20 protein-coding genes are annotated in these 23732 nt (G+C 65.3%); 17 read left to right on the top strand and 3 right to left on the bottom strand.

The window, feature by feature from the left end; all coding sequences use genetic code 11:
• Positions 1 to 3: 3 nt before the first annotated feature.
• Together ABIA42_RS03225 and ABIA42_RS03230 are read left to right on the top strand one after the other, a co-directional pair.
• On the top strand, positions 4 to 1953 hold the full coding sequence (locus ABIA42_RS03225; RefSeq protein WP_370115559.1) for a molybdopterin biosynthesis protein: 1950 nt from the start codon (positions 4 to 6) through the stop codon (positions 1951 to 1953).
• Between the two features lie 172 nt (positions 1954 to 2125).
• A complete protein-coding gene (locus ABIA42_RS03230; RefSeq protein WP_271526833.1) occupies positions 2126 to 2425 on the top strand; it encodes a hypothetical protein in 300 nt (99 codons plus the stop codon).
• Between the two features lie 5 nt (positions 2426 to 2430).
• Here ABIA42_RS03230 and mobA read toward each other — a convergent pair whose 3' ends face one another.
• The gene (gene mobA, locus ABIA42_RS03235) at positions 2431 to 3087 is read right to left on the bottom strand and encodes a molybdenum cofactor guanylyltransferase MobA (RefSeq protein WP_370115557.1); all 657 of its coding nucleotides are present in this window, start codon (positions 3085 to 3087) and stop codon (positions 2431 to 2433) included.
• Complete coding sequence (locus ABIA42_RS03240) at positions 3068 to 3958, bottom strand: formate dehydrogenase accessory sulfurtransferase FdhD (protein WP_370115555.1); 891 nt, start codon at positions 3956 to 3958, stop codon at positions 3068 to 3070. The genes mobA and ABIA42_RS03240 overlap by 20 nt, the downstream gene beginning before the upstream one ends.
• Before the next feature lie 184 nt (positions 3959 to 4142).
• Between ABIA42_RS03240 and mobB the strand changes: the two genes are divergently transcribed.
• The 15 genes from mobB (at position 4143) to ABIA42_RS03315 (ending at position 22948) form a co-directional block, all read left to right on the top strand.
• Entirely contained in the window at positions 4143 to 4670 is a 528-nt protein-coding gene (mobB, locus tag ABIA42_RS03245) for a molybdopterin-guanine dinucleotide biosynthesis protein B (RefSeq protein ID WP_028181370.1), read from the top strand.
• 9 nt (positions 4671 to 4679) lie between these two features.
• Positions 4680 to 5936 carry a gephyrin-like molybdotransferase Glp gene (gene glp / locus ABIA42_RS03250; protein ID WP_370115553.1) on the top strand — a complete coding sequence of 419 codons (1257 nt, stop codon included), beginning with the start codon at positions 4680 to 4682 and terminating at the stop codon, positions 5934 to 5936.
• Positions 5937 to 5981: 45 nt separating this feature from the next.
• Complete coding sequence (locus ABIA42_RS03255) at positions 5982 to 6215, top strand: sulfurtransferase TusA family protein (protein ID WP_271526829.1); 234 nt, start codon at positions 5982 to 5984, stop codon at positions 6213 to 6215.
• A gap of 156 nt (positions 6216 to 6371) precedes the next feature.
• Positions 6372 to 7805 carry a sigma-54 dependent transcriptional regulator gene (locus ABIA42_RS03260; RefSeq protein ID WP_271526828.1) on the top strand — a complete coding sequence of 478 codons (1434 nt, stop codon included), beginning with the start codon at positions 6372 to 6374 and terminating at the stop codon, positions 7803 to 7805.
• On the top strand, positions 7798 to 9822 hold the full coding sequence (locus ABIA42_RS03265; protein ID WP_370115550.1) for a cache domain-containing protein: 2025 nt from the start codon (positions 7798 to 7800) through the stop codon (positions 9820 to 9822). Before ABIA42_RS03260 ends, ABIA42_RS03265 begins: the two co-directional genes overlap by 8 nt.
• A 342-nt stretch (positions 9823 to 10164) precedes the next feature.
• Positions 10165 to 11817, top strand: coding sequence for an OFA family MFS transporter (locus tag ABIA42_RS03270; protein ID WP_370115548.1), 1653 nt, complete (start codon positions 10165 to 10167; stop codon positions 11815 to 11817).
• A 434-nt stretch (positions 11818 to 12251) separates the two neighbouring features.
• A complete protein-coding gene (locus ABIA42_RS03275; protein ID WP_271526825.1) occupies positions 12252 to 13958 on the top strand; it encodes an NADH-ubiquinone oxidoreductase-F iron-sulfur binding region domain-containing protein in 1707 nt (568 codons plus the stop codon).
• A complete protein-coding gene (fdhF, locus tag ABIA42_RS03280) occupies positions 13955 to 16723 on the top strand; it encodes a formate dehydrogenase subunit alpha (protein ID WP_370115545.1) in 2769 nt (922 codons plus the stop codon). The genes ABIA42_RS03275 and fdhF overlap by 4 nt, the downstream gene beginning before the upstream one ends.
• 255 nt (positions 16724 to 16978) lie before the next feature.
• Entirely contained in the window at positions 16979 to 17452 is a 474-nt protein-coding gene (gene ybaK / locus ABIA42_RS03285; RefSeq protein WP_271526823.1) for a Cys-tRNA(Pro) deacylase, read from the top strand.
• An 18-nt stretch (positions 17453 to 17470) separates the two neighbouring features.
• Positions 17471 to 18556 (top strand): HupE/UreJ family protein, encoded by a 1086-nt coding sequence (locus ABIA42_RS03290; protein ID WP_370115543.1) that lies wholly within the window; start codon positions 17471 to 17473, stop codon positions 18554 to 18556.
• 173 nt (positions 18557 to 18729) lie between these two features.
• Positions 18730 to 19173, top strand: coding sequence for a hypothetical protein (locus tag ABIA42_RS03295; protein WP_370115541.1), 444 nt, complete (start codon positions 18730 to 18732; stop codon positions 19171 to 19173).
• Positions 19170 to 20027 (top strand): alpha/beta fold hydrolase, encoded by an 858-nt coding sequence (locus tag ABIA42_RS03300; RefSeq protein WP_370115539.1) that lies wholly within the window; start codon positions 19170 to 19172, stop codon positions 20025 to 20027. Before ABIA42_RS03295 ends, ABIA42_RS03300 begins: the two co-directional genes overlap by 4 nt.
• Before the next feature lie 16 nt (positions 20028 to 20043).
• Positions 20044 to 21240, top strand: a complete 1197-nt coding sequence (locus ABIA42_RS03305; protein WP_370115537.1) for an ABC transporter substrate-binding protein — start codon at positions 20044 to 20046, stop codon at positions 21238 to 21240.
• Positions 21241 to 21302: 62 nt separating this feature from the next.
• Positions 21303 to 22184 carry an NAD(P)-dependent oxidoreductase gene (locus ABIA42_RS03310; RefSeq protein ID WP_370115535.1) on the top strand — a complete coding sequence of 294 codons (882 nt, stop codon included), beginning with the start codon at positions 21303 to 21305 and terminating at the stop codon, positions 22182 to 22184.
• 8 nt (positions 22185 to 22192) lie between these two features.
• Positions 22193 to 22948 (top strand): IclR family transcriptional regulator, encoded by a 756-nt coding sequence (locus ABIA42_RS03315; RefSeq protein WP_271526817.1) that lies wholly within the window; start codon positions 22193 to 22195, stop codon positions 22946 to 22948.
• A 5-nt stretch (positions 22949 to 22953) separates the two neighbouring features.
• On the opposite strand, the gene ABIA42_RS03320 is transcribed toward ABIA42_RS03315, so the two are convergent.
• Positions 22954 to 23637, bottom strand: coding sequence for a GntR family transcriptional regulator (locus ABIA42_RS03320; protein WP_271526816.1), 684 nt, complete (start codon positions 23635 to 23637; stop codon positions 22954 to 22956).
• Positions 23638 to 23732 lie beyond the last annotated feature (95 nt).

Here is a 23732-nt window from a genome sequence, read left to right on the forward strand (position 1 = left end):
GGCATGACGATGATCCCGAAATCACCGGACCGCAGCGCGCTCGAGCAAGAGCAGTTCCTCAGGATACTCTCGCGCGAGGAGGCCCTGGCGCGCTTCGAGGCGGCCTTGTTCCCGCGCGCGCTTCCGAGCGAATCGCGCAAGCTCGCTGCTGCGCTCGGTGCGGCACTCGCCGAAGATGTCACCGCGCCGATCGACGTGCCGCCGTTCGACCGGTCCAATGTCGACGGCTTTGCCGTGCGCTCCGCGGATCTTGCGGCGGCCGGCGAGGGCGCGCCCGCGCGCCTCGCGCTGAATGGCGAGACCATTCATTGCGGCACCGCGCCGAGACTGCAGGTGGCGGCCGGCACCGCGACGCCGATTGCCACCGGCGGTCCGCTGCCGCGCGGCGCCGATGCCGTGGCCATGGTCGAACACACCCAGCCGGCAGGCCTCGATGCGATCGACGTCCGTCGCGCCGTCTCGCCGGGGCAATTCGTCTCGTACGCCGGATCCGACATCGCGCGCGGCGAGGCGCTGCTGCGCGCCGGCACCCTCATCGGCTCGCGTGAGATCGGCATGCTGGCGGCTTGCGGCATTGCCGAGGTGAGTGTCGTGCGCAAGCCGCGGGTTGCCGTGATCTCCACCGGCGACGAACTGGTTCAGCCCGGCCAGCCGCTCGCGCCTGCCGAAATCTACGATACCAACGGCGCCATCGTCGCGGCCGCGGTCGACGAGAATGGCGGCGAGGCCATCTTCCTCGGTGCCATTCCCGACGATGAAGCCAGGCTCGAAGCGGCCATGCGCCGCGCGCTTGCGGACTCCGACATGCTGGTGCTGTCGGGCGGTACGTCGAAAGGCGCGGGCGATCTCTCCCATCGCATCATCGGCCGGCTCGGCGCACCCGGCATCGTCGCGCATGGGGTTGCGCTCAAGCCCGGCAAGCCGCTGTGCCTTGCGGTGTGCGACGGCAAGCCAGTGGTGATCCTGCCGGGCTTTCCGACCTCGGCGATGTTCACCTTCCACGACATGATCGTGCCGGTGCTGCGCAGGATGGCCGGCCTGCCGCCCCGCTCCGATGCGAAGGTCAACGCAAGCGTGCCGGTGCGCATCGCCTCCGAGCTCGGCCGCACCGAATTCATCATGGTCTCGCTGGTCCAGGGCAGGGATAGCCTGATCGCCTATCCCTCCGGCAAGGGGTCCGGCGCGATCACGTCATTTGCGCAGGCGGACGGTTTCTTGCGCATCGATGCGCTGGCGGACCAGATGCCGGCCGGGACCGAAGCAGAGGTGACGCTGTTCACGCCGCATGTGCGCGTGCCCGATCTCGTCATCGTCGGCAGTCATTGCACCGGCCTCGATCTCGTCACCGCACCGCTCGCGCATGCCGGCTTGACCGTGCGCTCGATCGCGGTCGGCAGCCTCGGCGGGCTTGCGGCGGCCAGGCGCGGCGAATGCGACCTCGCGCCGATCCACCTGTTCGACGACAGAAGCGAGACCTACAACACACCTTATCTCGTCGAGGGGCTCGAGCTCGTCCCCGGCTGGCGGCGGATGCAGGGCATTGTGTTCCGCAAGGGCGACACGCGCTTCGAGGGCCTGAACGCGAAGGATGCGGTCGCTGCCGCGCTCGCTGACTCCACCTGCATCATGGTCAACCGCAACCAGGGTGCCGGCACACGCATCCTGATCGACCGGCTGCTCGGCGGCCTGCGGCCGGAAGGCTATTGGAACCAGCCGCGTTCGCACAATGCGGTCGCGGCGGCCGTCGCCCAGCGCCGCGCCGACTGGGGCATGACCATCGCGCCGGTCGCCCATGCGGTCGGCCTCGGCTTCATACCGCTGGCGGAAGAGCACTATGACTTCGCACTGGTGACGGCGCGCAAAGACCGGCCAGCCGTGCGGGCCTTTCTCGACGCACTCGGCTCGGACGAGGCGCGCGCGGCACTCGAGCGAGCCGGATTTCGGCCCGCGTAGCAACCTTGCAGGAGACCTCGCGCGCCAACATCTGGCTGGAGGAAAGGACCGGCACGAGCAGGGTCTATGGTGACGGGGCTGGTGGTGCCGCCGGCGGCCACAGCGGAGCGGTCTGGTCGAGGGCCATGAACTCAGACGGCCGCCGCAGCGACCAAGGGACGTGAGCCAGATCATGACCGCGTCAACATCCGCAAATTTCCGCAAGATTGCTGCACTCGTCGCAGCGGCCGGCACGCTGTTCTGGCTCTACACGTTCTACTTCATCGCTCATGTCCCGCCCGGTGACGGCAGCGGCTTTCAATGGCTCGCGGTGTTTCCGCTGGGCATGATCTTCATGCTGTTCTTCGTGCCGGCCTGGCTATTGATCGCCATCGGCCGCTTGCCGCGGTTCACCATTGTCGTCGGCCTCTGCGGCCTGATCGCGTTCGCGATCATCTGGTCGCAGCTGCTCAACGAGTTTCCGAAATCTTGAAGTTGCTAGGATGCCTCATCCAGCGCCGCCAGGCGCTCGGCTTCGGAGATGTCCTCGACCGTGTTGGCATTGAAGAACGGATCGAGCGGCTCCGCCGGCCACGTCACCGTTGCGAGCGGATAGCGTGCGGTCCAGCGGTCGATCTTGCGGAGGTCCTCGACGACCAGCGCGTGGCGCAGCTCCTCACGCAAGGCGACGCGCCACAGCCCGATCACCGGATGGGACTGCTGGCCTGACGCGGCGACCGCAAGCTGCGCATTCTCACGCGCGCGTGCGTCATGCAGCCGTGCGACGAGATCGCGCGGCAGGAACGGGCAGTCGCCGGCGGCGCTGACCACCCATTCGGTCTCCGGCCGGTTCGTCGCGGTCCAGTCGAGCGCAGCGAGGATGCCGGCGAGGGGACCGGGAAAGCCGGGCACGTCGTCGGCGACGACTTGCAGGCCGAACGCAGCAAAGCGGGCGGGATCGCCGTTCGCGTTGAGGATCAGCCCGCTGCACTGGGGCGAAAGGCGCGCGATCACGCGCTCCAGGATGGTACGCCCGCCAATGGTGCGCATCGGCTTGTCGCCGCCGCCCATGCGCCGCGCGAGACCGCCGGCGAGCAGCACGCCGAGAGTCGAAGGAACGCTCGTTGCCGGAACCCTAGTCGTCACCACCTTCACCCTTGCGCTTGTGCTTGGCCGACTCCTCCTCGACATAGGCAAGGTTCTGGTCGTAGACGATGCGCTCCTCGCCTGCGAGCGCGATGAAGCGCTTTCCGCGGGTGCGTCCCACCAGCGTCAGCCCGACCTGCCTTGCGAGATCGACGCCCCAGGCGGTGAAGCCGGAGCGCGACACCAGAATCGGAATGCCCATGCGGACCGTCTTGATCACCATCTCCGAGGTAAGACGCCCGGTGGTGTAGAGGATCTTGTCGCCAGGCTCGACGCCGTGGCGGTACATCCAGCCCGCGATCTTGTCGACGGCGTTGTGGCGGCCGACGTCCTCGGTGTAGCAGAGCGGGGTGCCTTCCTTGCACAGCACGCAGCCATGGATCGCGCCGGCCTCGAGATAGAGCGAGGGCATGGTGTTGATGGTCTGCGTCATCTGGTAGAGCCAGGAGGTGCGCAGCTCCGCCTTCGGCAGCGCGACGCTCTCGACCGCCTCCAAGAGATCACCGAAGGCGGTGCCCTGCGCGCAGCCTGAGGTCTGCGTGCGCTTCTTCAGCTTGGCCTCGAAATTGGTGTGATGTGCGGTGCGCACCACGACCACCTGGAGGTCGTCGTCGTATTCGACCTCGGTGACCACGTCGCTAAATTTCAGCATGTTCTGGTTTAGCAGATAGCCGAGCGCCAGATATTCGGGATAGTCGCCGATCGTCATCATGGTGACGATCTCCTGGGCATTCAGGTAGAGCGTCAATGGCCGCTCCATCGGGACCTTGATCTCGACCCTGGCGCCGGTCTGGTCGGTCCCGGTCACGCTCTGGGTCAGGCGCGGGTCGTCGGGGTTGGGGATGATCAGGGGTACCGGGGCTTTGTCGATCTTCATCATGGCAGCGAGGTTAGCATGACATTCGGGTCAAGCCGATATATGCATGGCGGGGAGATAACGAAATGCCGCTTTGTCGTCTTTGCGAGCGCAGCGAAGCAATCCGGACTCCCACGCTGCGCTCGCAATGACGGGGAGAGGCCGCAGGTTCCATCGGCCAGCGAGCCGTTGGCGGAGTCGAACGTTTATGAAAGTCATCGGCCTTGCGGGCTGGAGCGGTGCGGGCAAGACCACGCTGTTGACGCGGCTGATCCCGCATTTCAATGCGCAAGGCTTGCGCGTTTCCGTGATCAAGCATGCGCATCACCAGTTCGACGTCGACGTGCCCGGCAAGGATTCCTGGCGCCATCGTGAGGCCGGCGCGGCGGAGGTGCTGGTCGCTTCCTCGAACCGCTGGGCCCTGATGCACGAGCTGCGCGGGGCGGCGGAGCCGCGGCTGCCGGAGCTGCTCGGCAAGCTTTCCGCCGTCGATCTCGTCGTGGTCGAGGGTTTCAAGCGTGAGCCGCACCGCAAGATCGAGGTGCACCGCGCCGGCAACGGCAAGCCGCTGCTGTTTCCCGATGATCCCGGGATTGCCGGGATCGCGAGCGACGTCGCGATTGACACAAGGCTGCCGACTGTCCATCTCGACGATATCGCGGCTGCCGCGGAACTGTTGCTGCGCGCGGCGATGCCGGTCGAGGAAGCGGTGGCAAAGAGCGCCGCGATACGCTGACGAGGCACCATGGCGCAACTATCGGACGATTGCTTTGCCTTCGGCGGCCCTATGATGTCGGTCGACGAAGCCGTTGGCCTCATCACGACGCGCGTCAACGCGATTGTCGATCTCGAAACCGTGGCGCTGGTCGATGCCGACGGCCGCGTGCTCGCGCGCGATGTGGCCGCACCTTTGCCGCTGCCGCCGTTCACCAACTCCGCCGTCGACGGGTACGCCGTGCGCAACGCCGATCTTCCGGAAAGCGCCGAACGGGCGTTCCCGCTCGACGGTCGCATCCAGGCCGGCGGCCTTGCACAGGCGCCGATCAAGCCCGGTCACACCGCGCGCATCTTCACCGGCGCGCCGATGCCGCCCGATGCGGACACCGTCTTCATGCAGGAGGACGTCCGCATCGACGATTCCGGCAGGATCGTGCTGCCGCCGGGGTTGAAGCCCGGCGCCAATGTCCGTCCCGCAGGCGAGGACATTCCGCAAGGTCACGTCGCGCTCCGCGCCGGCCAGCGCTTGCGACCGCAGCATGTCGCCCTTGCCGCCGCGTTCGGTCTGACGGGGCTCGAGGTCGTCAGGCGCATCCGTGTCGCCGTGTTCTCGACTGGCGACGAATTGGCGTCGCCCGGCGAACCGCGCGCCGCCTCGCAGCTGTTCGATTCCAACCGTTTCATGCTGCTGGCGATGCTGCGCCGGCTCGGCTGCGAGGTCAGCGACCTCGGCATTCTGCGCGACGAACGCAGTTCGCTCGCGAACGGCTTGAAGCAGGTCGCGGGTCACCATGACCTGATCCTCACCACCGGCGGCGTCTCGACCGGAGAGGAGGATCACGTCAAGGCTGCGGTCGAGAGCATCGGCTCGCTGGTGCTGTGGCGGATGGCGATCAAGCCCGGACGTCCCGTGGCGATGGGCATCATCGGCGGCACGCCGCTGATCGGATTGCCCGGCAATCCCGTCGCGAGCTTCGTGACGTTTGTCCATGTGGTGCGACCGACGGTCTTGGCGCTCGCGGGCGGCTTGCCGGAGCCGTTGACGCCCATCCCGTTGCGCGCGGCGTTTGCTTACAGGAAGAAGGCCGGCCGGCGCGAATATGTGCGCGCTTCGCTGCGGCGCGCGCAGGACGGTGCGCTCGAGGCGATCAAGTTTCCGCGCGAAGGGGCCGGGCTGCTGTCCTCGCTGGTCGAGACCGACGGCCTCGTCGAGCTCGGCGAGGGCATCACGAATGTCGAGCCGGGGCAGGACGTCGGCTTCCTGTCCTACGCCGGTCTGCTCTAGGCGCCTTTGGTTGACGCGATCGACTGGTCCCGCCATGTTGCAGCCATGACCAGAACGATGCTCGATCTCACCGGACTGAAATGCCCGCTGCCCGCCCTGAAGACGCGCAAGGCGCTCAAGCCTTTGCAGCCGGGTGATCAGCTCGAGGTTCACTGCACCGATCCCCTGTCGGTGATTGACATTCCGAACCTGATCCGCGAGACCGGCGACAAGGTCGAGATCACCGAGCGCAACGAGGCGCGCATCGTGTTCCTGGTCGAAAAGAGCGGCGCCCTGTAAAAAGGCGAATGTTCACGGCGGCGACGTTTGACTATGCTGCGCCTGCGGGGGAACGGCCGGAGCTTCGCTGCAATGCGAAAGACGCCGATTATTGCGGTGGATGATCTCAAACCCAAGTTTCTCAAACCCAAGATTCTCAAACCTAAGACATCGGGCATGACTTTCTCAACATCGAGGGCAAGCGCAACCGCAAACTCCGCGGTGGGACGCGAGCCTGACGTCAAGCTCGGCAAGACGGCCGCAGGGCCGGAGTTCAGCGCGCTGGCGCAGGCCTCCATCCTGATCGTCGACGACGAGCCGGGCATGCGCAACTTCCTGGTGCGCACGCTTGCGCCGCGCTGCAAGCTGGTGGACGAGGCGGCCGATACCGACCAGGCTTCGCGCAAGCTCGATTCCAACCGCTACGACGTCGTCATTCTCGACAACATCATGCCAGGCAAGAATGGCGTCGACTGGCTCGCCGAGCAGCGCGCCGTCGGCTTCTTCGCCGATGCCATCCTGATCACCGCCTATGCCGACCTCGACACCGCGATCCAGGCCTTGCGCGCCGGTGCGGCCGATTTCGTGCTCAAGCCGTTCCGCTCCAATCAGATCCTCAACGCGGTGGCACGATGCCTCGACCGCGTCCGTCTCCAGCGCGAGAACTATGTCCTGCGCTATGCTCTGCGTGCCTCGTCCGACCGCACCTTTCTGCGCGACAATCTGATCGGACAGTCGGCAGCGACGCTGCGCGTGCGTGAAACCATCGCGCGCGTCGCGCGCCTGCCGACCTCGATTCTCCTCACCGGTGAATCCGGCACTGGCAAGGAAGTGGCAGCGCGCTCGATCCACTCGCTGTCCGATCGCGCCGACAAGCCCTTCGTGCCGGTGAATTGCGCGGCGATCCCGCCGGACATGATCGAGGCCGAGCTGTTCGGACACATCAAGGGCGCCTTCACCGGCGCCGATTCGGGCCGCGAGGGCTTGTTCCTGTATGCCCATGGCGGCACGCTGTTCCTCGACGAGATCGGGGAGCTGCCGCTGCCGATGCAGAGCAAGCTGCTCCGCGTGCTCGAAGACCGCCGCGTCCGTCCGGTTGGCTCCGAGCGCGAAGTTCCGGTCGACCTGCGCTTCATCTTCGCGACCAATGCCGAGCTTCAGAAGGAGGTCGAGAAGGGCCGCTTCCGAGCCGACCTGTTCTACCGGCTCAACGTGATGCAGATTCGCCTGCCGCTCCTGAAAGATCGCGGCGACGACGTGCAGGAGCTCGCCACCATCTTCATGAGCAAGCTGTCGGTGCAGCTCGGCATGCCGCCGGTGCCGATCGACGCCTCGGTGCGGGCGGCGCTCGCAAGCTATGACTGGCCGGGCAATGTGCGCGAGCTGCGCAATTTGATCGAGCGCACGCTGATCCTCGGCGCCTTCCCCGACGATTTCGCCGGTCCCCGCAACAACGGTCAGTCGGCGCCTGCCGACAGTCTTGCGGAACTCGAGCGCCGTCACATTCTCGGCGTGCTGAAGGAGGTCAATGGCAACCGCGAGGAGGCGGCTCGGCGTCTCGGTATCTCGCGCAAGACCATCGACCGCAAATGCGCGTTGTGGGATGTCTGATGCTGCCGGCCGCAGCGGCGAGCCCGTGCGGGGACGCTCCGTCCGCTTCCGGCTGCTCGCGATCGCGCTGCTGCCGATGCTGGTCATCCTGCCGCTCCTGCTTGGCGTTGCGATCTATCGCTGGAACGCGAAATTCGACGCGACCCTGATCTCCAAGGTGAACGGCGATCTCACCATCGCCCACCAATATCTTGCCCGCATCCTGGAAAAGACCGGCGTCCAGATCCGGGCGCTCAGCCTGTCGGCTCGCTTCCACGAGGTGCTGGCGCCGGAGGCGCGCGGCTCCCTGCAGGATCTGCTCGACGAGACCCGCAGGGAGATCGGTCTCGATTTCCTGTATCTGACCAACGGTCGCGGCGACGTCCTGGCCTCATCGCCGCCGTTGCAGCATCAACCGAGAAGTGACTGGCCGATCATCATGTCGGCGCTGTCGGGCCAGGTCCCTGCGACGGGCGTCGACATTTTCGGCAATGACGAGCTCGCCGCAATTTCGCCGGCCCTGGCCGAGCGCGCGCGATTGGACCTCGTGCCGACCCCGAACGCGGTGCCGACCGACCGCAGCACGGAGACGCGCGGCATGGTCGTACATGCGGCGAGTCGGGCGATGCTACCCGACGGTGGCGCCGCTGCGCTGGTCGGCGGCACCCTGCTCAACCAGAATCTGGAATTCATCGACACGATCAACGATCTCGTCTATCGCGCGGCGAGCCTGCCGGAGGGCAGCCAGGGCACCGCGACGCTGTTCCTGGACGACGTGCGGATATCGACCAACGTCCGCCTGTTCGAGGGACGGCGCGCGCTCGGCACGCGCGTGTCGGCGGCGGTGCGCTCGGCCGTGCTGGGCGAGGGGCGCACCTGGCTCGACAGCGCCTTCGTGGTCAATGACTGGTACATCTCCGCCTACGAGCCGCTGGTCGATAGTTACGGCAAGCGGGTCGGCATGCTCTATGTCGGCTTCCTGGAGAAGCCGTTCAGCGAAGCCAAGTACCAGACATTGGTCATCATCGTCGCAGCGTTCATCGCGATCACCGCCGCGACCGTGCCGATCTTCCTGCGCTGGGCGACCTCCATCTTCATGCCGCTGGAGCGCGTCACCGCCACGATCACCGAGGTGGAGCGCGGGAATCTCTCCGCCCGCACCAGGATGCCGGTGTTGGGTGACGAGATCGGCCGCGTCGCGGTTCATCTGGACAGCTTGCTCGACCAGATCCAGGAACGCGACCGACAGCTCCGGGAGTGGAACGAGGAACTGAACGTCCGCGTGCGGGAGCGCACCCGGGACCTCGAGCACGCCAATCTCAAGCTCGAGGCAACCACCAAGCAGCTCATCATGTCCGAGAAGCTGGCTGCGATCGGCGAAATCACCGCCGGCGTTGCGCACGAGATCAACAATCCGATCGCGGTGATGCAGGGCAATCTCGATGTCATCCGCAGCGTGTTCGGGGCCGATGCCGACAGGGCGAAGGTCGAGTTTCGCCTGCTCGACGAGCAGATTCACCGCATCAGCCAGATCGTGACCAAGCTGTTGCAGTTTGCAAGGCCGGAGGAATATGCCGGCTATGTCGAGCGCCATGCGCCGGCCAGCGTCATCTCCGACTGTCTGCCGCTGGTGCAGCATCTTCTGAACAAGACCGAGATCGCCGTGGTCAGGGATGACCGCGCCAACCGGCTCGTGCTGATGAACCGCAACGAGCTGCAGCAGGTGTTGGTCAATCTCATCGTCAACGCGATCCACGCCATGCCGGACGGCGGAACCCTGACGCTCCGCTCCTTCGATGCCGAGCGCGACGGCCATCGAGGCGTCGCCATCGAGGTCGCCGACACCGGCATCGGCATGAGCGCTGAGGTGATCGAAAAGATATTCGATCCCTTCTTCACCACGAAGCGGCGGCAAGGCACCGGTCTGGGCCTCTCCATCAGCCAGACGCTGATCGAGCGACAGGGCGGACAGATCACCGCCGAAAGCCGCGTCGGCTCCGGAAGTACATTCACGGTGTGGCTGCCGGAAGCGGCCTGATTGGACATTTTGTCCGAGGCTTCCAGGACATTCTGTCCGGTGCGGCACATTGCGCTGCGGGAAGTCGTTGAATCGTCACGATGCGACTTCTGGCACGCGCGTTGCTCATCTCAAGACAGGGTGTTGAGGGGGGATGAGGGCGCGATAGCCGTCACGGCAACGCTGCTTGCGAGGCGAAGGGACAGCCCGCGATCGGCTGCTTGCTCGGCGTACATGACGCGATGCGCACCAGATTATTCCGCTTCGGCATGAAGTCCGACCTGTCATGCGCGGCTGCCGAGCTCGCGCAAGGCCGGTCTCAAACCGATGTGCCGGCAAGGCCGCGCTTGGGAGGTAATGCTTATGACGACTGCCGATACTGTTCTTGCACCGGTCGGTGCGTCCGGCTTCCTCGATCGTGAACGCACGATCGCGACGGCCGGCTTCAATCGCTGGCTGGTGCCGCCGGCGGCGCTGTGCATCCATCTCTGTATCGGCATGGCCTACGGCTTCTCGGTGTTCTGGCTTCCGCTGTCGCGTGCGATCGGGATCACGGCGCCGAAGGCCTGTCCGGACATGTCGCTGTGGCAGGAGCTCTTCACCACGAGCTGCGACTGGAAGGTCGCCAGCCTGGGCTGGATGTACACGCTGTTCTTCGTGCTGCTCGGCGTCTCCGCCGCGATCTGGGGCGGCTGGCTCGAGCGGGTCGGTCCGCGCAAGGCCGGCTTCGTCGCCGCTCTGTGCTGGTGCGGCGGCCTGTTTCTCGGCGCGATCGGCATCTACACCCACCAGCTCTGGCTGATGTGGCTGGGCTCGGGCGTGATCGGCGGCGTCGGTCTTGGCCTCGGCTACATCTCGCCGGTGTCGACGCTGGTGAAATGGTTTCCGGATCGCCGCGGCATGGCGACCGGCATGGCCATCATGGGCTTTGGCGGCGGTGCCATGATCGGCGCGCCACTGGCGAATCTCCTGATGAACTACTTCAAGAGCCCGACCTCGGTCGGCGTCTGGGAGACGTTCGTTGCGATGGGCGTCATCTACTTCGTGTTTATGATGATCGGCGCGTTCCGCTATCGCATTCCGCCGACCGGCTGGCAGCCCGAGGGCTGGACGGCGCCGGTCAAGGCCAATGCGATGATCTCCAAGAACAACGTCCACCTGAATGACGCGCACAAGACGCCGCAGTTCTGGCTGATCTGGTGGGTGCTGTGCCTCAACGTCTCCGCCGGCATCGGCGTGATCGGCATGGCCTCGCCGATGCTTCAGGAAATCTTCGCCGGCAAGTTGATCGGCCTGCCCGACATCGGCTTCAACCAGCTCGATGCCGGACAGAAGGCGCAGATCGCGGCCATCGCCGCAGGCTTCGCCGGCCTGCTGTCGCTGTTCAACATCGGGGGCCGGTTCTTCTGGGCCTCGCTGTCGGACAAGATCGGACGCAAGAACACCTACTACACGTTCTTCATCCTCGGTATCGTGCTTTACGCGCTGGCCCCGACCTTCGCGGCGATGGGCTCGAAGCTGCTCTTCGTGCTCGGCTTCGGCATCATCCTGTCGATGTATGGCGGCGGCTTCGCCACCGTGCCGGCCTATCTCGCGGACATGTTCGGCACCCAGTTCGTCGGTGCCATCCATGGCCGGTTGCTGACGGCATGGTCGACCGCGGGCATCATCGGCCCGGTCGTGGTGAACTACATTCGCGAGTTCCAGCTCGCGGCCGGCGTTCCCCGCGACCAGCTCTACAACACCACCATGTACATCCTCTGCGCCATGCTGGTCGCGGGCCTGATCTGCAACTACCTGATCAAGCCCGTCGATTCGAAGTGGCACATGAGCGATGCCGACGTCGCCAAGCTCCAGGCCGCGAGCGCCAGCGCGGCTGCCGCAGGCCCGCACGGCTCCTACGGCATCGGCTTCGGCGGGCTCGACGCCAAGGCGGCGCTGTTCTGGGCCTTCGTCGGCATTCCGCTCGCCTGGGGTGTCTGGAAGACGCTGGAGAGCGCGGTCAAGATCTTCTGATCGCGCGCATTCGTTGCGAGCGGGAGCGCACCATGCGCGCGCTCCCGCCGTTCATTTCGATAAGGAGTGTCGCAAGGACGTGAAGGCAAGGGCCTCGCGGGTGACGATCGCCGATTATATATCGAGGAGTGCACGAGCAAATGCCGACCCTTCAACACCCTGGGCATGGAGGGTCACCTGTAGCCTCGGAGCGGGCGCTCGATGCGATTTCGCTATCGCAGCATAGGAAGCCTTTATTGATCTCCAGACCAATTCAGGCTTCGTTCTGTGAGTTGGCGCGTTGGACGAACGCAAGGCCACGTCCGGACAGCGATGCAGGGTTGCCCTTGGGCTGCGCGCTTAACTGCTTCCGTGAGCGTGATAATTTTCTTGGCATATGGCATGCCAGAAGCTAGAACTGGAGCAGTTCTAAAGGACGAGATCGGGACGAATCGATGAGCCATGACGACGTGCACAAGGTCCGCTCCTTCGAGCATCCCGGAGAGGGACGCCGGCGCGCCAAGGCGACCCCGAAGGGACGCCAGGTGGATCCGGCCGCTGCGCATGAAATTGAGTTGCTGCTCGGCGACCGTCCACGGCGGCGCGACCTGCTCATCGAATATCTGCACCTGATCCAGGACAAATATCGCCAGATCTCGGCCGCGCATCTGGCAGCCCTCGCCGACGAGATGAAGCTCTCCTTCGCCGAGGTGTTCGAGACCGCGACCTTCTACGCCCATTTCGACGTGGTGAAGGAGGGCGAGCAGGATATTGCGCCGCTCACCATCCGCGTCTGCGACTCCCTCACTTGCGCGATGCTCGGCGGTGAGAAGCTGCTGGAAGACCTGCAAAGCAAAGCTGGACCGGGCATCCGCGTCGTACGCGCGCCCTGTGTCGGCCGCTGCGATACCGCACCCGCCGCCGAGGTCGGTCACAACTTCGTCGATCACGCCACCGTAGCCAATGTGATGGCGGCGGCAAAAGCAGGCGACACTCACGCGCATCTGCCCGGATATGTCGACTACGACGCCTATGTCGCCGGCGGCGGCTACAGGCTGCTGGGCCGTGTGCGCTCGGGCGAGTTGCCGAAGGACGATCTTCTGAAGGCGCTCGACGACGCCTCGCTGCGCGGCCTCGGCGGTGCCGGCTTCCCGACGGGGCGCAAATGGCGCGCGGTGCTGGGAGAGCCCGGCCCGCGGCTGATGGCGATCAATGGCGACGAGGGCGAGCCCGGCACGTTCAAGGACCGCTACTATCTGGAAACCGATCCGCATCGTTTCATCGAGGGCATGCTGATCGGCGCGCAGGTGGTCCAGGCCTCCGACGTCTACATCTATCTGCGCGACGAATATCCGGCCGCGCGCGAGATCCTCCAGCGCGAGATTGCAAAGCTGCCGCCGGGCGGCCCGACCCTGCACATGCGGCGCGGCGCCGGCGCCTACATCTGCGGCGAGGAATCCTCGCTGCTGGAGAGCATCGAGGGCAAGCGCGGCCTGCCCCGGCACAAGCCGCCTTATCCGTTCCAGGTCGGCCTGTTCGGCCTGCCGACCCTGATCAACAACATCGAGACGCTGTGGTGGGTGCGCGACATCGTCGAGAAGGGCGCCGACTGGTGGAAGGGCCATGGCCGCCACGAGCGTCACGGTCTGCGCAGCTTCTCGGTCTCCGGGCGCGTGAAGAATCCCGGCATGAAGCTCGCGCCCGCCGGCATCACCGTGCGTGAGCTGATCGAGGAATATTGCGGCGGCATGGCCGATGGCCATCAGTTCTACGCCTATCTTCCGGGTGGCGCGTCCGGCGGCATTCTGCCGGCGTCGATGGACGACATCCCGCTCGATTTCGGCACGCTGGAGAAATACGGCTGCTTCATCGGATCGGCCGCGATCGTGATCCTGTCGCAAAAGGACAGCGTGCGTGCGGCGGCGCTGAACCTGATGAAGTTCTTCGAGGACGAGAGCTGCGGCCAGTGCACGCCGTGCCGGGTCGGAACCCAGAAGGCAGCGCTGCTGATGCAAAAGCCGGTCTGGAACCGTGCCTTGCTCGAAGAATTGAGCCAGGCGATGCGCGATGCCTCCATCTGCGGGCTCGGACAGGCGGCATCGAATCCGCTGTCCTCCGTGATCAAATATTTCCCTGACGAGTTCAAGGAAGCGGCCGAATGACGAAGATTACGTTCGAGCTCGACGGCAAGCAGGTCGAGGCCAATCCCGGCGAAACGATCTGGCAGGTGGCAAAGCGCCAGGGCCGCGAGATTCCGCATCTGTGCTATTCGCCGGCACCGGATTATCGCCCCGACGGCAATTGCCGCGCCTGCATGGTCGAGATCGAGGGCGAGCGCGTCTTGGCGGCGTCCTGCAAGCGCACCCCGTCGGTCGGCATGAAGGTGAAGACCGAGTCCGCGCGCGCGGTGTCGGCGCAAAAGATGGTGATGGAGCTGCTCGTCGCCGACCAGCCGGCGCGCGAGACCTCGCACGATCCGGATTCGAAATTCTGGCACTGGGCCGAGACGACGGGCGTCACCGAGAGCCGCTTCCCCGCCGCCGAGCGCTGGGCGACCGACGCCAGCCATCCGGCGATGCGCGTCAATCTCGATGCCTGCATCCAGTGCGGCCTCTGCGTGCGCGCCTGTCGCGAGGTCCAGGTCAATGACGTCATCGGCATGGCCTACCGCAATCACGGCGCCAAGATCGTGTTCGACTTCGACGATCCCATGGGCGAGTCCACCTGCGTCGCCTGCGGCGAATGCGTGCAGGCCTGTCCGACCGGCGCCTTGATGCCGGCCGTGATGCTGGACGAGAAGCAGACCCGTGTGACCTATGCCGACAGGAAGGTCGACTCGCTCTGCCCGTTCTGCGGCGTCGGCTGTCAGGTGACCTACGAGGTCAAGGACGAGAAGGTGATCTATGCGGAAGGCCGCGACGGCCCCGCCAATCACAATCGTCTTTGTGTGAAGGGCCGCTTCGGCTTCGACTACATCCATCATCCGCATCGCCTGACCAAGCCGCTGGTGCGGCTGCCGAATGCGAAGAAGGACGCCAACGACCAGGTCGATCCGGCCAATCCGTTCACCCATTTCCGCGAGGCGAGCTGGGAGGAAGCGCTCGACATCGCGGCCAGGGGGCTCGTCAAGATCCGCGACGAGAAGGGCGTGAAGGCGCTGGCCGGCTTCGGTTCGGCCAAGGGTTCGAACGAAGAGGCCTATCTGTTCCAGAAGCTGGTGCGCACCGGTTTCGGTTCGAACAACGTCGACCATTGCACCCGCCTGTGCCACGCATCGTCGGTGGCAGCGCTGTTCGAAGGCTTGAGCTCGGGCGCGGTGTCCGCGCCGTTCTCCGCCGCGATGGATGCCGAAGTGATCTGGGTGATCGGCGCCAACCCGACCGTGAACCATCCGGTCGCCGCGACTTTCATCAAGAACGCGGTCAAGCAGAACGGCGCCAAGCTGTTCGTGATGGATCCGCGCCGGCAGACGCTGTCGCGTCATGCGACCAAGCATCTGCAGTTCAAGCCCGGCTCGGACGTCGCCATGCTGAACGCGATGATCAACACGATCATCACCGAGGGCCTCACCGACGACCAGTACATCGCCGGCTACACCGAGGGGTTCGAGGACCTCAAGGAGAAGATCAAGGAGTTCACGCCGGAGAAGATGGAGCCGATCTGCGGCGTCCCGGCGCAGACGCTGCGCGAGGTGGCGCGGACCTATGCCCGGGCGAAGTCGTCGATCATCTTCTGGGGCATGGGCATCAGCCAGCATGTCCACGGCACCGACAATGCGCGCTGCCTGATTGCGCTGGCGCTGATCACCGGCCAGGTCGGCCGTCCCGGAACCGGTCTGCATCCGCTGCGCGGCCAGAACAACGTGCAGGGTGCCTCCGACGCCGGGCTGATTCCGATGTTCCTGCCGGACTATCAGCCGGTCGGGCGCGACGACATGCGCGGCGCTTTCGAAAAGCTCTGGCAGCAGGATCTCGATCCCGTCCGCGGCCTGACCGTGGTCGAGATCATGAACGCGATCCATGCCGGCGAGATCAAGGGCATGTATATCGAGGGCGAGAACCCCGCGATGTCCGATCCCGACCTCCAGCATGCCCGCCAGGCGCTGGTCATGCTTGATCATCTCGTGGTGCAGGATCTCTTCGTCACCGAGACGGCGTTCCACGCCGACGTCATCCTGCCGGCCTCGGCCTTCGCCGAGAAGGAGGGCTCGTTCACCAACACCGACCGCCGCGTGCAGCTCGCACGTCAGGTGATCAAGCCGCCCGGCGATGCGCGGCAGGATCTCTGGATCATCCAGGAGATCGGCAAGCGGATGGGCCTGCCGTGGAATTATGCCGGCCCCGGCGACGTCTTCACCGAGATGGCACAGCTGATGCCCTCGCTGAAGAACATCACCTGGGAGCGGCTGCTGCGTGAAGGCGCGGTGACCTATCCGGTCGACGGTCCGGACCAGCCCGGCAACGAGATCATCTTCACCACGGGCTTCCCGACCGCGAGCGGCCGCGGCAAGATCGTGCCGGCCAAGGTGATCCCGCCGGACGAGTTGCCGGACGCCGAATACCCGATGGTGCTCTCGACGGGCCGCGTGCTGGAGCACTGGCACACCGGCTCGATGACGCGCCGCGCGCAGGTGCTCGACCAGATCGAGCCGGAGGCGGTCGCCTTCATGTCACCGAAGGACATGCGCAGGAAGCAGCTCGCGCCGGGCGATTTCATTCGGCTGGAGACACGGCGCGGCGCCGTCGAGGTCAAGGTCCGCTCCGACCGCGACGTGCCGGAGAACATGGTGTTCATGCCATTCTGCTACGCGGAAGCGGCGGCGAACCTGTTGACCAACCCGGCGCTGGACCCGTTCGGCAAGATTCCCGAATTCAAGTTCTGCGCGGTGCGCGCCGAGCGCGCGGAGATGCGGGACGCGGCGGAGTAGGGCTGGCGCACTCCGCGGTTTTTCGACGTCACGAAGTGGCCAAGCTCTCGGTGTCGTCCCGGCGAACGCCGGGACCCATACCGCGTGATTCACTCGAGTGGGGACGGTCGCAGTCCCGGACCACGAGTCTTCGCCAAATTCCTCCTTGGGGTGATGGGTCCCGACGTTCGCCGGGACGACACCGGGTTTGTGGCGCGGGTGTGGATTCCATCGCCATGGCTTCGCTCATCGCAATGACGGTGGTAAACGTGGCCCATGTCCAAAGTCACGCCCGCTACACGCACGCTCACGGCCGCCGGTGTTGCCTTCACCGTCCATGCTTACGACTACGATCCCGACGCCGAGAGCATCGGCCTTCAGGCGGCTGCCGCGCTTGGCGAGGATCCGGCACGCGTGTTGAAGACGCTGATGGCGCTGGTGGATGGCAAGCCGGTCTGCGTGATCGTGCCGTCCGACCAGGAGGTCTCGATGAAGAAGCTTGCCGCTGCGACAAGCGGCAAGTCGGCGCAGATGATGAAGCCGCCCGAGGCCGAGCGCGTCACCGGCTACAAGGTCGGCGGCATCAGCCCGTTCGGGCAGCGCAAGCCGGTACGTACCGTGATCGAGCAGAGCGCGCTCGCGCACGAGCTGGTCTATCTCAATGGTGGCCAGCGCGGCCTGCAGGTGCGGCTCAAGCCCGGCGACGTCAGGGATGTGCTGAAGGCGGTCGTGGCGGATGTGCTGGCTTGACGGCAGCGGAGCGGGATCGTGAGGTGGCCGCGGCTGCTGTGGCTCGCGGCGCTGCTCGGCATCGCTCTCCCGGCCGAGGCGCATCAGGTCAACCTCGTCACGGCGCGCGTGGCGCTGAGCGCCGATCGCACGGTGAGCGTCGAGATCGGATTGAAGGGCAGCGATGTCGATCGCCTGATCGGCACGAGGACCTACGACGCGAGACAGGACGCGGTCGATCCTGTGGCGGTGGATGCTGCCAGATCCGCCATCCTCGTCTATATGAGCACGCACCTGGCCGTAACTGGCGGCGGCAGGGCCTGTTCGGCCGGAGATGCAGCGATCCTGGCGGACGGCGACGGCATCATCTATCGCAACAGCTTTGCCTGCGCCGACGCCCCCGGCGACCTCATCTATCGCTCGACCGTGCTGACCGAGAAAGACCCGGCCGCGCGACAGGTCGTGCTGATCGCGCAGGGCAGATCGGAGGCGCAGGCCTTGCTCGACGCCGGCAACACGACGGTCACGCTCTCGACCGCGCCGCCGCCGCTGTGGTCGACGATGCAGCGCTATCTCCTCACCGGTATCGAGCACATCTTCCTCGGCTACGACCACGTCGCATTCCTGATTGCCGTGGTGCTGTGGGCGAGACGGCTCATTCCGGTCGTCAAGATCGTGACGGCCTTCACCATCGCCCATTCGATCACCTTGTCGCTGGCCGCGCTTGATGTCCTCGTCATCCCGAGCAGCCTTGTGGAGCCCGCGATCGCGGCCTCGATCGTCTTCGTGGCCGTGGAGAACTTCTTCTCGCGCGATGTCGACAAGCGCTGGCGCATGGCCTTTCTGTTCGGACTGATCCACGGTTTCGGTTTCGCCGGTGCGCTTCGCGAGATCGGGCTGCCACCCAACGCAGCGGTGCCGGCGCTGGCCGCCTTCAACATCGGCGTTGAGATCGGACAGGTCGCGATTGTCGCAGTCGCGCTGCCGATCCTCCGCCTGGCCGATCGACTGAGTGCTGAGGATCGGTCCGAGCCGGTGAGGGCGGCGGGGCTGGTCTATGCAGTGTCCGCAGTGATCGGCCTGCTCGGCGGCTATTGGCTGCTCGCGCGCGTCCTCGAAGCTTGATTTCGGGGCGCGCCGGCGGCGAGACAGAACTTCACCCCTGAACGGGCGGCCTCCCCGCGGCACCGCATGCGGCCCCATGCACTTGAGTTCGCTCACAAGCCCTGTATAGAAGTGGAGATGAAATAGAATAACGTTCTGTCTAGCAGAACGATGGATAAGGGAGGAACGGACCGATGGAATCCGAACGCGTCCATCAAGGCGGTGGCCCGCCGGTGTCGTTCACGCCCGGCGCCGTCATCACGGCCTTCGAGGCAATCCCCGACTTGCTGGCACGGGATGCCACTCTGACCGCCCGCGGACGTTGGCTCGACGTCGACTGCCTGCTTGGGCCGAGCACGCAGCCATTTCACGTTGCCATCCGCGCCGGGCGGATCGTGGATATGACGCCGGCTCCAGTGCTGATGCGCTCCTGGCGTTTTTCCTATCGCGCAACACCCGCCGCGTTCGCCGCTTACTGGCAGCGGATGCCGCCGGCGGGCTGGCACGATCTGCTGGCGATCAATAAGCGCGGCCATGCGACGCTAGAAGGCGATCTGCATCCCTTCATGACGCATCTTCAGTACTTCAAGGATCTCTTGGCGCTGCCGCGACAGAACGGATTTGGAGGTGCGCCATGAACGGATTCATCGAGCCGATCGTCGGGCGCTATGTCCATGTCGAAGTCAATGGAGAGATCAACCGCATCTACTTCGAGGAAAACGGCAGCGGCATTCCACTGGTCTGCCTCCACACCGCCGGCTCCGATGCGCGGCAATGGCGACATCTGCTCGTGGATGACGAGTTCACCAGGCATTTCCGCGTCATCGCCTTCGACATGCCCTGGCACGGCAAGTCCAATCCGCCGGACAGCCAATACGGCACCGAATATCGGCTGACCACCGCAAGCTATACCGCGACCATCCGCGCGTTCTGCAACGCGCTGAAGCTGGAGCGCCCGGTGGTGATGGGCTGCTCGATCGGCGGCCGTATCGTGCTCAATCTCGCCATCGAGCATGCGCGCGAATTCCGCGCCTTGATCGGCCTCGAGGCTGCGGACTTCCAGCAGCCCTGGTACGACACGGCCTGGCTGAACCGGCCCGACGTTCATGGCGGTGAGGTCTGCGCCGCCCTGGTGTCCGGGCTGATCGCGCCGAACGGCCCGGAAGCTTCGCGCAACGAGACGCTGTGGGGCTACAAGCAGGGCGGCCCCGGCATCTTCAAGGGCGATCTCTATTTCTATCGCGTCGATGGCGATCTGCGCGGGCGCACCTGTAACATCGACGTCAACCAGTGTCCGCTCTATCTCCTCACCGGCGAGTACGATTTCTCCTGCATGCCGGAGGACACGCTGCGGACAGCGACCGGCATTCCCGACGCCAAGGCCACGGTCATGGAGCGGCTCGGTCATTTTCCAATGAGTGAGAACCCGGAACAGTTCCGGCGCTACATCGCGCCGGTGCTGCAAGACATCCTCAACAAGCAAAATTCGTAAACGGGAGGCGTATCTTATGAAGTTGCGTTGGATCATGGCGGCAATTCTGGCCGCACAAGCGAGCACCGCGCTTGCAGCCGACAATGTGATCAGGATCGGCGTGCTCAACGACCAGTCCGGCGTGTTCGCCGACAATGGCGGGCGAGGCTCGGTTGCCGCCGCAAAGCTCGCCGCGGAAGACTTCGGCAACGAACTGCTCGGCAAGAAGATCGAGATCATTTCGGCCGACCACCAGAACAAGCCGGATATCGCATCGGCCACCGCGCGCAAATGGTTCGACAACGAAGGCGTCGACATGATTGCGGACGGTGCGGCCTCTTCGGCCGGCTTTGCCATCCTCGAAGTCGCCAAGCAGAAGAACAAGATCTTCGTCATCTCGGGCCCCGGCTCGTCCGACTTCACCGGCAAGTCGTGCTCGCCGGTCAGCTTCCACTTCAACTACGACACTTACGCGCTGTCGAAGCTCACCAGCGACGCGATCACGCGGGCCGGCGGCAAGACCTGGTACTTCGTGACGGCCGACTATGCCTTCGGCCACGCACTTCAGCGCGACGCGACCAAGTTCATCGAGGCCGCCGGCGGCAAGGTGATCGGCTCGGCCGCCCATCCGCTCGGCACCGCCGATTTCGCGTCGTTCCTGTTGCAGGCGCAGGGCTCCAAGGCCGACGTCGTCGGGTTGGCGACGTCGGGCGCGGACGTGCAGACCGCGATCAAGCAGGCGGGCGAGTTCGGCATCGTCGAAGGCGGTCAGAAGCTCGCCGGTCTTCTCGTCTTCATCACGGACGTGAATTCTCTCGGCCTGAAGGTCACCCAGGGCTTGCAGGTGACGACTTCGTTCTACTGGGACCTCAACGAGCAAACGCGGGCCTGGTCGAAGCGCTACGCCGCGCTGATGGACGGCAAGGTCGCGAGCATGGTGCAGGCCGGGGTCTATAGCGGCGTCCACCACTACCTTGCCGCGGTGAAGGCGGCGGGCACGACGGATGCGACGGCCGTTGCCGCCAAGATGCACGAGATGAAAGTCAACGATATGTACAACAAGGACGTCACGATCCGTCCCGACGGGCGCGTGCTGCACACGATGTATCTGGTTCAGGTGAAGAAGCCGGAGGAGTCCAGGTACAAGTTCGACTATTATCGGATCGTCAGCTCCAAGCCGGGCGAAGAGGTGTTCCGGCCGATGAGCGAAGGTGGCTGTCCGCTGGTGAAATGAATGCGTCGACCGGGCGGGCCTGCACCCGCCCGGTCATGGGATTTTCGAGGGAGAGTAACGGAATGTCTGGTTCGATTGGGTTCATCGGTCTCGGTGTCATGGGCGAGCCGATCTGCCGCAACCTCTTGCGCAAGAGCGGACGGCCGGTGCTGGCGTTCGACCTCGCTGCCGAGCCGCTGGCGCGGATCGTTGCGGATGGAGGGACCGCGGCGAGATCGGTCAAGGATGTCGTCGGCGGCACCGAGACGATCTTCCTGTGCCTGCCCAGTGCCAAGCATGTGATGTCGGTCTTCGAAGGCATCCTGCCGGCCATCGGAAGCGGCCAGACCGTGGTCGATCTCGGCACCTCCGATGTCGGCCTGACGCGGTCGTTCGTGAAGCAACTCGCTGACAAGGGCGCGCTCTGGATCGACGCGCCGATCGCGCGCACGCGTCAGGCTGCGCAGGACGGCACGCTCAGCGTCATGGTTGGCGCGACAGTCGAGCAGTTCGCGAAGGTCGAGCCGCTGATCCGGCATTTCGCCACGGACGTCACCCTCTGTGGCGACACCGGGGCCGGGCAGGTCACGAAGATCCTCAACAACATGGTGCTGTTCGAGACCGTCAATGCGCTGGCGGAGGCGGTCGCGATCGCCAAACACAGCGGCGTCGAGCCGAAGCTGCTGCTGGAGACCCTGTCCAAGGGGTCGGCGGACAGTTTTGCCCTGCGTAACCATGGCATGAAGGCAATCGTCGCCAGGGAGTTTCCGCTGCGCGCCTTCTCGACCGAGTATGCAATGAAGGATCTCTCTTACGCGCTGGAGCTGGGTGCGCAGGCCGGGCTAAATCTGCGCGGCGCGGCGCTGATGCGCACGATCTTCAGGGAGACGATCGACAAGGGCATGGGCGATGCGTATTTTCCCGTCATCGCAAAGCTGATCGATCCCTCCGGATTCCCTGACTAGGAGACCGCATGCCTTCGTCCGGTGTCGCCGCCGTCGACCGCGCCCTGAGCATCCTTGCGGCCTTCGAGGATGCGCCGGAGCCGATGACTCTGGCCGAGCTCGCCCGACGCACCAAAATGTACAAGAGCACGCTGTTGCGGCTGATGACGTCGCTTCAGGAATTCGGCTATCTCGTGCAGTTCGCCGACGGTCGCTATCATCTCGGCCCGACGCCGTTCCGGCTCGGTGCGGTCTACCAGCGCAGCAACAATCTGCATGATCGGGTGGTGCCGCTGTTGCGGCAGCTCGTGGCTGATGGCACGGAAAGTCCGTCGTATCACGTGCGGCATGATGCCAAGCGCAGGCTCTGCGTCTTCCGCGTCGATTCCCAGCATTCGACGCTCGACCGCGTCGAGGCCGGCATGCTGCTCCCGCTCGATCGCGGCGCGGCGGGCCGGGTTATCCTTGCCTTCGACGGTGAGAAGGGGGAGGGCTATGATGAGATTCGCGAGGGCTGCATCGCAGTGTCCTTTGGCGAGCGTGATCCGGATTGCGCCGGACTTGCCTGCCCGGTGTTCGGCCCCGCTGGAAAATGCGTTGGCGCCTTGTCGCTCTCGGGGCCGAAGCTGCGCTTCACGCGGGACAATATCAAGGCGATGACGTCTCTGTTGCTGAAGGCTGCCATCCGCCTGACGCGCACGCTGGGCGGCCCGACCGAACTGCTTGACAATGCCTTGCCGGCCTCGGCTGAAGACGCGCGTCCCGCGCGCAAGGTGAGGCGGTAGGCGGCCTATTGCTTCTGCAACAATTTCAGCCGGCAGCGCAGCGCTTCCCGGATATGCGCGCGCGCCAGCTTTTCCGCCTTGTCGCCATCGCGCGCGGCAATGGCCTCGATAATGGCCTGATGCTCGCTATGACTGGTCGAGGGGCGCCCCGATACGGTGAAGGTGGTCGGGCCGAGCAGGGCGATCCAGTCCTGCAATTCCCGCGAAGCGTTGTCGAGATAGCGGTTGCGCGCGGCGCGGCAGATCGCCTCGTGGAAGGCGCGGTTGAGCCGCGCCATCTCGGCGGCGTCGGTCTGCGGCGCCTCGACAAAAGCCTGCTCGATGTCTCGGAGCGCGTCGATTTCCGTCGTTGAGGCGTGCTCGGCGGCGAGGCGCGCGGCGGCGCCTTCCATGATCTCGCGCATGGCGTAGAGCTCGAGCACCTCGGAAATGTCGAGGTTGCGGACGATCAGCCCGCGGCCGCCGGCGGGCTCGACGAAGCCGCGCGCGGCGAGCCGGCCCAGCGCTTCCCGCACCGGCGTGCGGCTGACCTTCAGCCGCTGGGCGACTTCCTCCTCGCGCAGGCGGTCGCCGGCGCGGTAGCTGCCGGCCTGGAGCGCCTCGCACAGCGAGCGGAACACGGCTTCTCCCAGCGCCACGCCGGCGCCGCGCGACACCGATCCGCCTGTCCTTGCCGGGCGTCTGGCCATGATCCCTCGATGCGCATCCTGCCCATGCAGAGATGCCGCTTGCGTGGCTTCTGTATATCTTTGTATACAAAGGTGTGCAATGGCCGGATCGGCTC

The sequence above is a fragment of the Bradyrhizobium sp. USDA 327 genome, from assembly GCF_041262065.1.
GTDB lineage: Bacteria > Pseudomonadota > Alphaproteobacteria > Rhizobiales > Xanthobacteraceae > Bradyrhizobium > Bradyrhizobium liaoningense.

Bases quoted from the DNA above. Each gene is read 5' to 3' on its own strand.
- ABIA42_RS03225 (WP_370115559.1), top strand. From the start codon at position 4: ATGACGATGATCCCGAAATCACCGGACCGCAGCGCGCTCGAGCAAGAG.
- ABIA42_RS03230 (WP_271526833.1), top strand. From the start codon at position 2,126: ATGACCGCGTCAACATCCGCAAATTTCCGCAAGATTGCTGCACTCGTC.
- ABIA42_RS03240 (WP_370115555.1), bottom strand. From the start codon at position 3,958: ATGATGAAGATCGACAAAGCCCCGGTACCCCTGATCATCCCCAACCCC.
- mobB (WP_028181370.1), top strand. From the start codon at position 4,143: ATGAAAGTCATCGGCCTTGCGGGCTGGAGCGGTGCGGGCAAGACCACG.
- glp (WP_370115553.1), top strand. From the start codon at position 4,680: ATGGCGCAACTATCGGACGATTGCTTTGCCTTCGGCGGCCCTATGATG.
- ABIA42_RS03255 (WP_271526829.1), top strand. From the start codon at position 5,982: ATGACCAGAACGATGCTCGATCTCACCGGACTGAAATGCCCGCTGCCC.
- ABIA42_RS03260 (WP_271526828.1), top strand. From the start codon at position 6,372: ATGACTTTCTCAACATCGAGGGCAAGCGCAACCGCAAACTCCGCGGTG.
- ABIA42_RS03265 (WP_370115550.1), top strand. From the start codon at position 7,798: ATGTCTGATGCTGCCGGCCGCAGCGGCGAGCCCGTGCGGGGACGCTCC.
- ABIA42_RS03270 (WP_370115548.1), top strand. From the start codon at position 10,165: ATGACGACTGCCGATACTGTTCTTGCACCGGTCGGTGCGTCCGGCTTC.
- ABIA42_RS03275 (WP_271526825.1), top strand. From the start codon at position 12,252: ATGAGCCATGACGACGTGCACAAGGTCCGCTCCTTCGAGCATCCCGGA.
- fdhF (WP_370115545.1), top strand. From the start codon at position 13,955: ATGACGAAGATTACGTTCGAGCTCGACGGCAAGCAGGTCGAGGCCAAT.
- ybaK (WP_271526823.1), top strand. From the start codon at position 16,979: ATGTCCAAAGTCACGCCCGCTACACGCACGCTCACGGCCGCCGGTGTT.
- ABIA42_RS03295 (WP_370115541.1), top strand. From the start codon at position 18,730: ATGGAATCCGAACGCGTCCATCAAGGCGGTGGCCCGCCGGTGTCGTTC.
- ABIA42_RS03300 (WP_370115539.1), top strand. From the start codon at position 19,170: ATGAACGGATTCATCGAGCCGATCGTCGGGCGCTATGTCCATGTCGAA.
- ABIA42_RS03305 (WP_370115537.1), top strand. From the start codon at position 20,044: ATGAAGTTGCGTTGGATCATGGCGGCAATTCTGGCCGCACAAGCGAGC.
- ABIA42_RS03310 (WP_370115535.1), top strand. From the start codon at position 21,303: ATGTCTGGTTCGATTGGGTTCATCGGTCTCGGTGTCATGGGCGAGCCG.
- ABIA42_RS03315 (WP_271526817.1), top strand. From the start codon at position 22,193: ATGCCTTCGTCCGGTGTCGCCGCCGTCGACCGCGCCCTGAGCATCCTT.
- ABIA42_RS03320 (WP_271526816.1), bottom strand. From the start codon at position 23,637: ATGGCCAGACGCCCGGCAAGGACAGGCGGATCGGTGTCGCGCGGCGCC.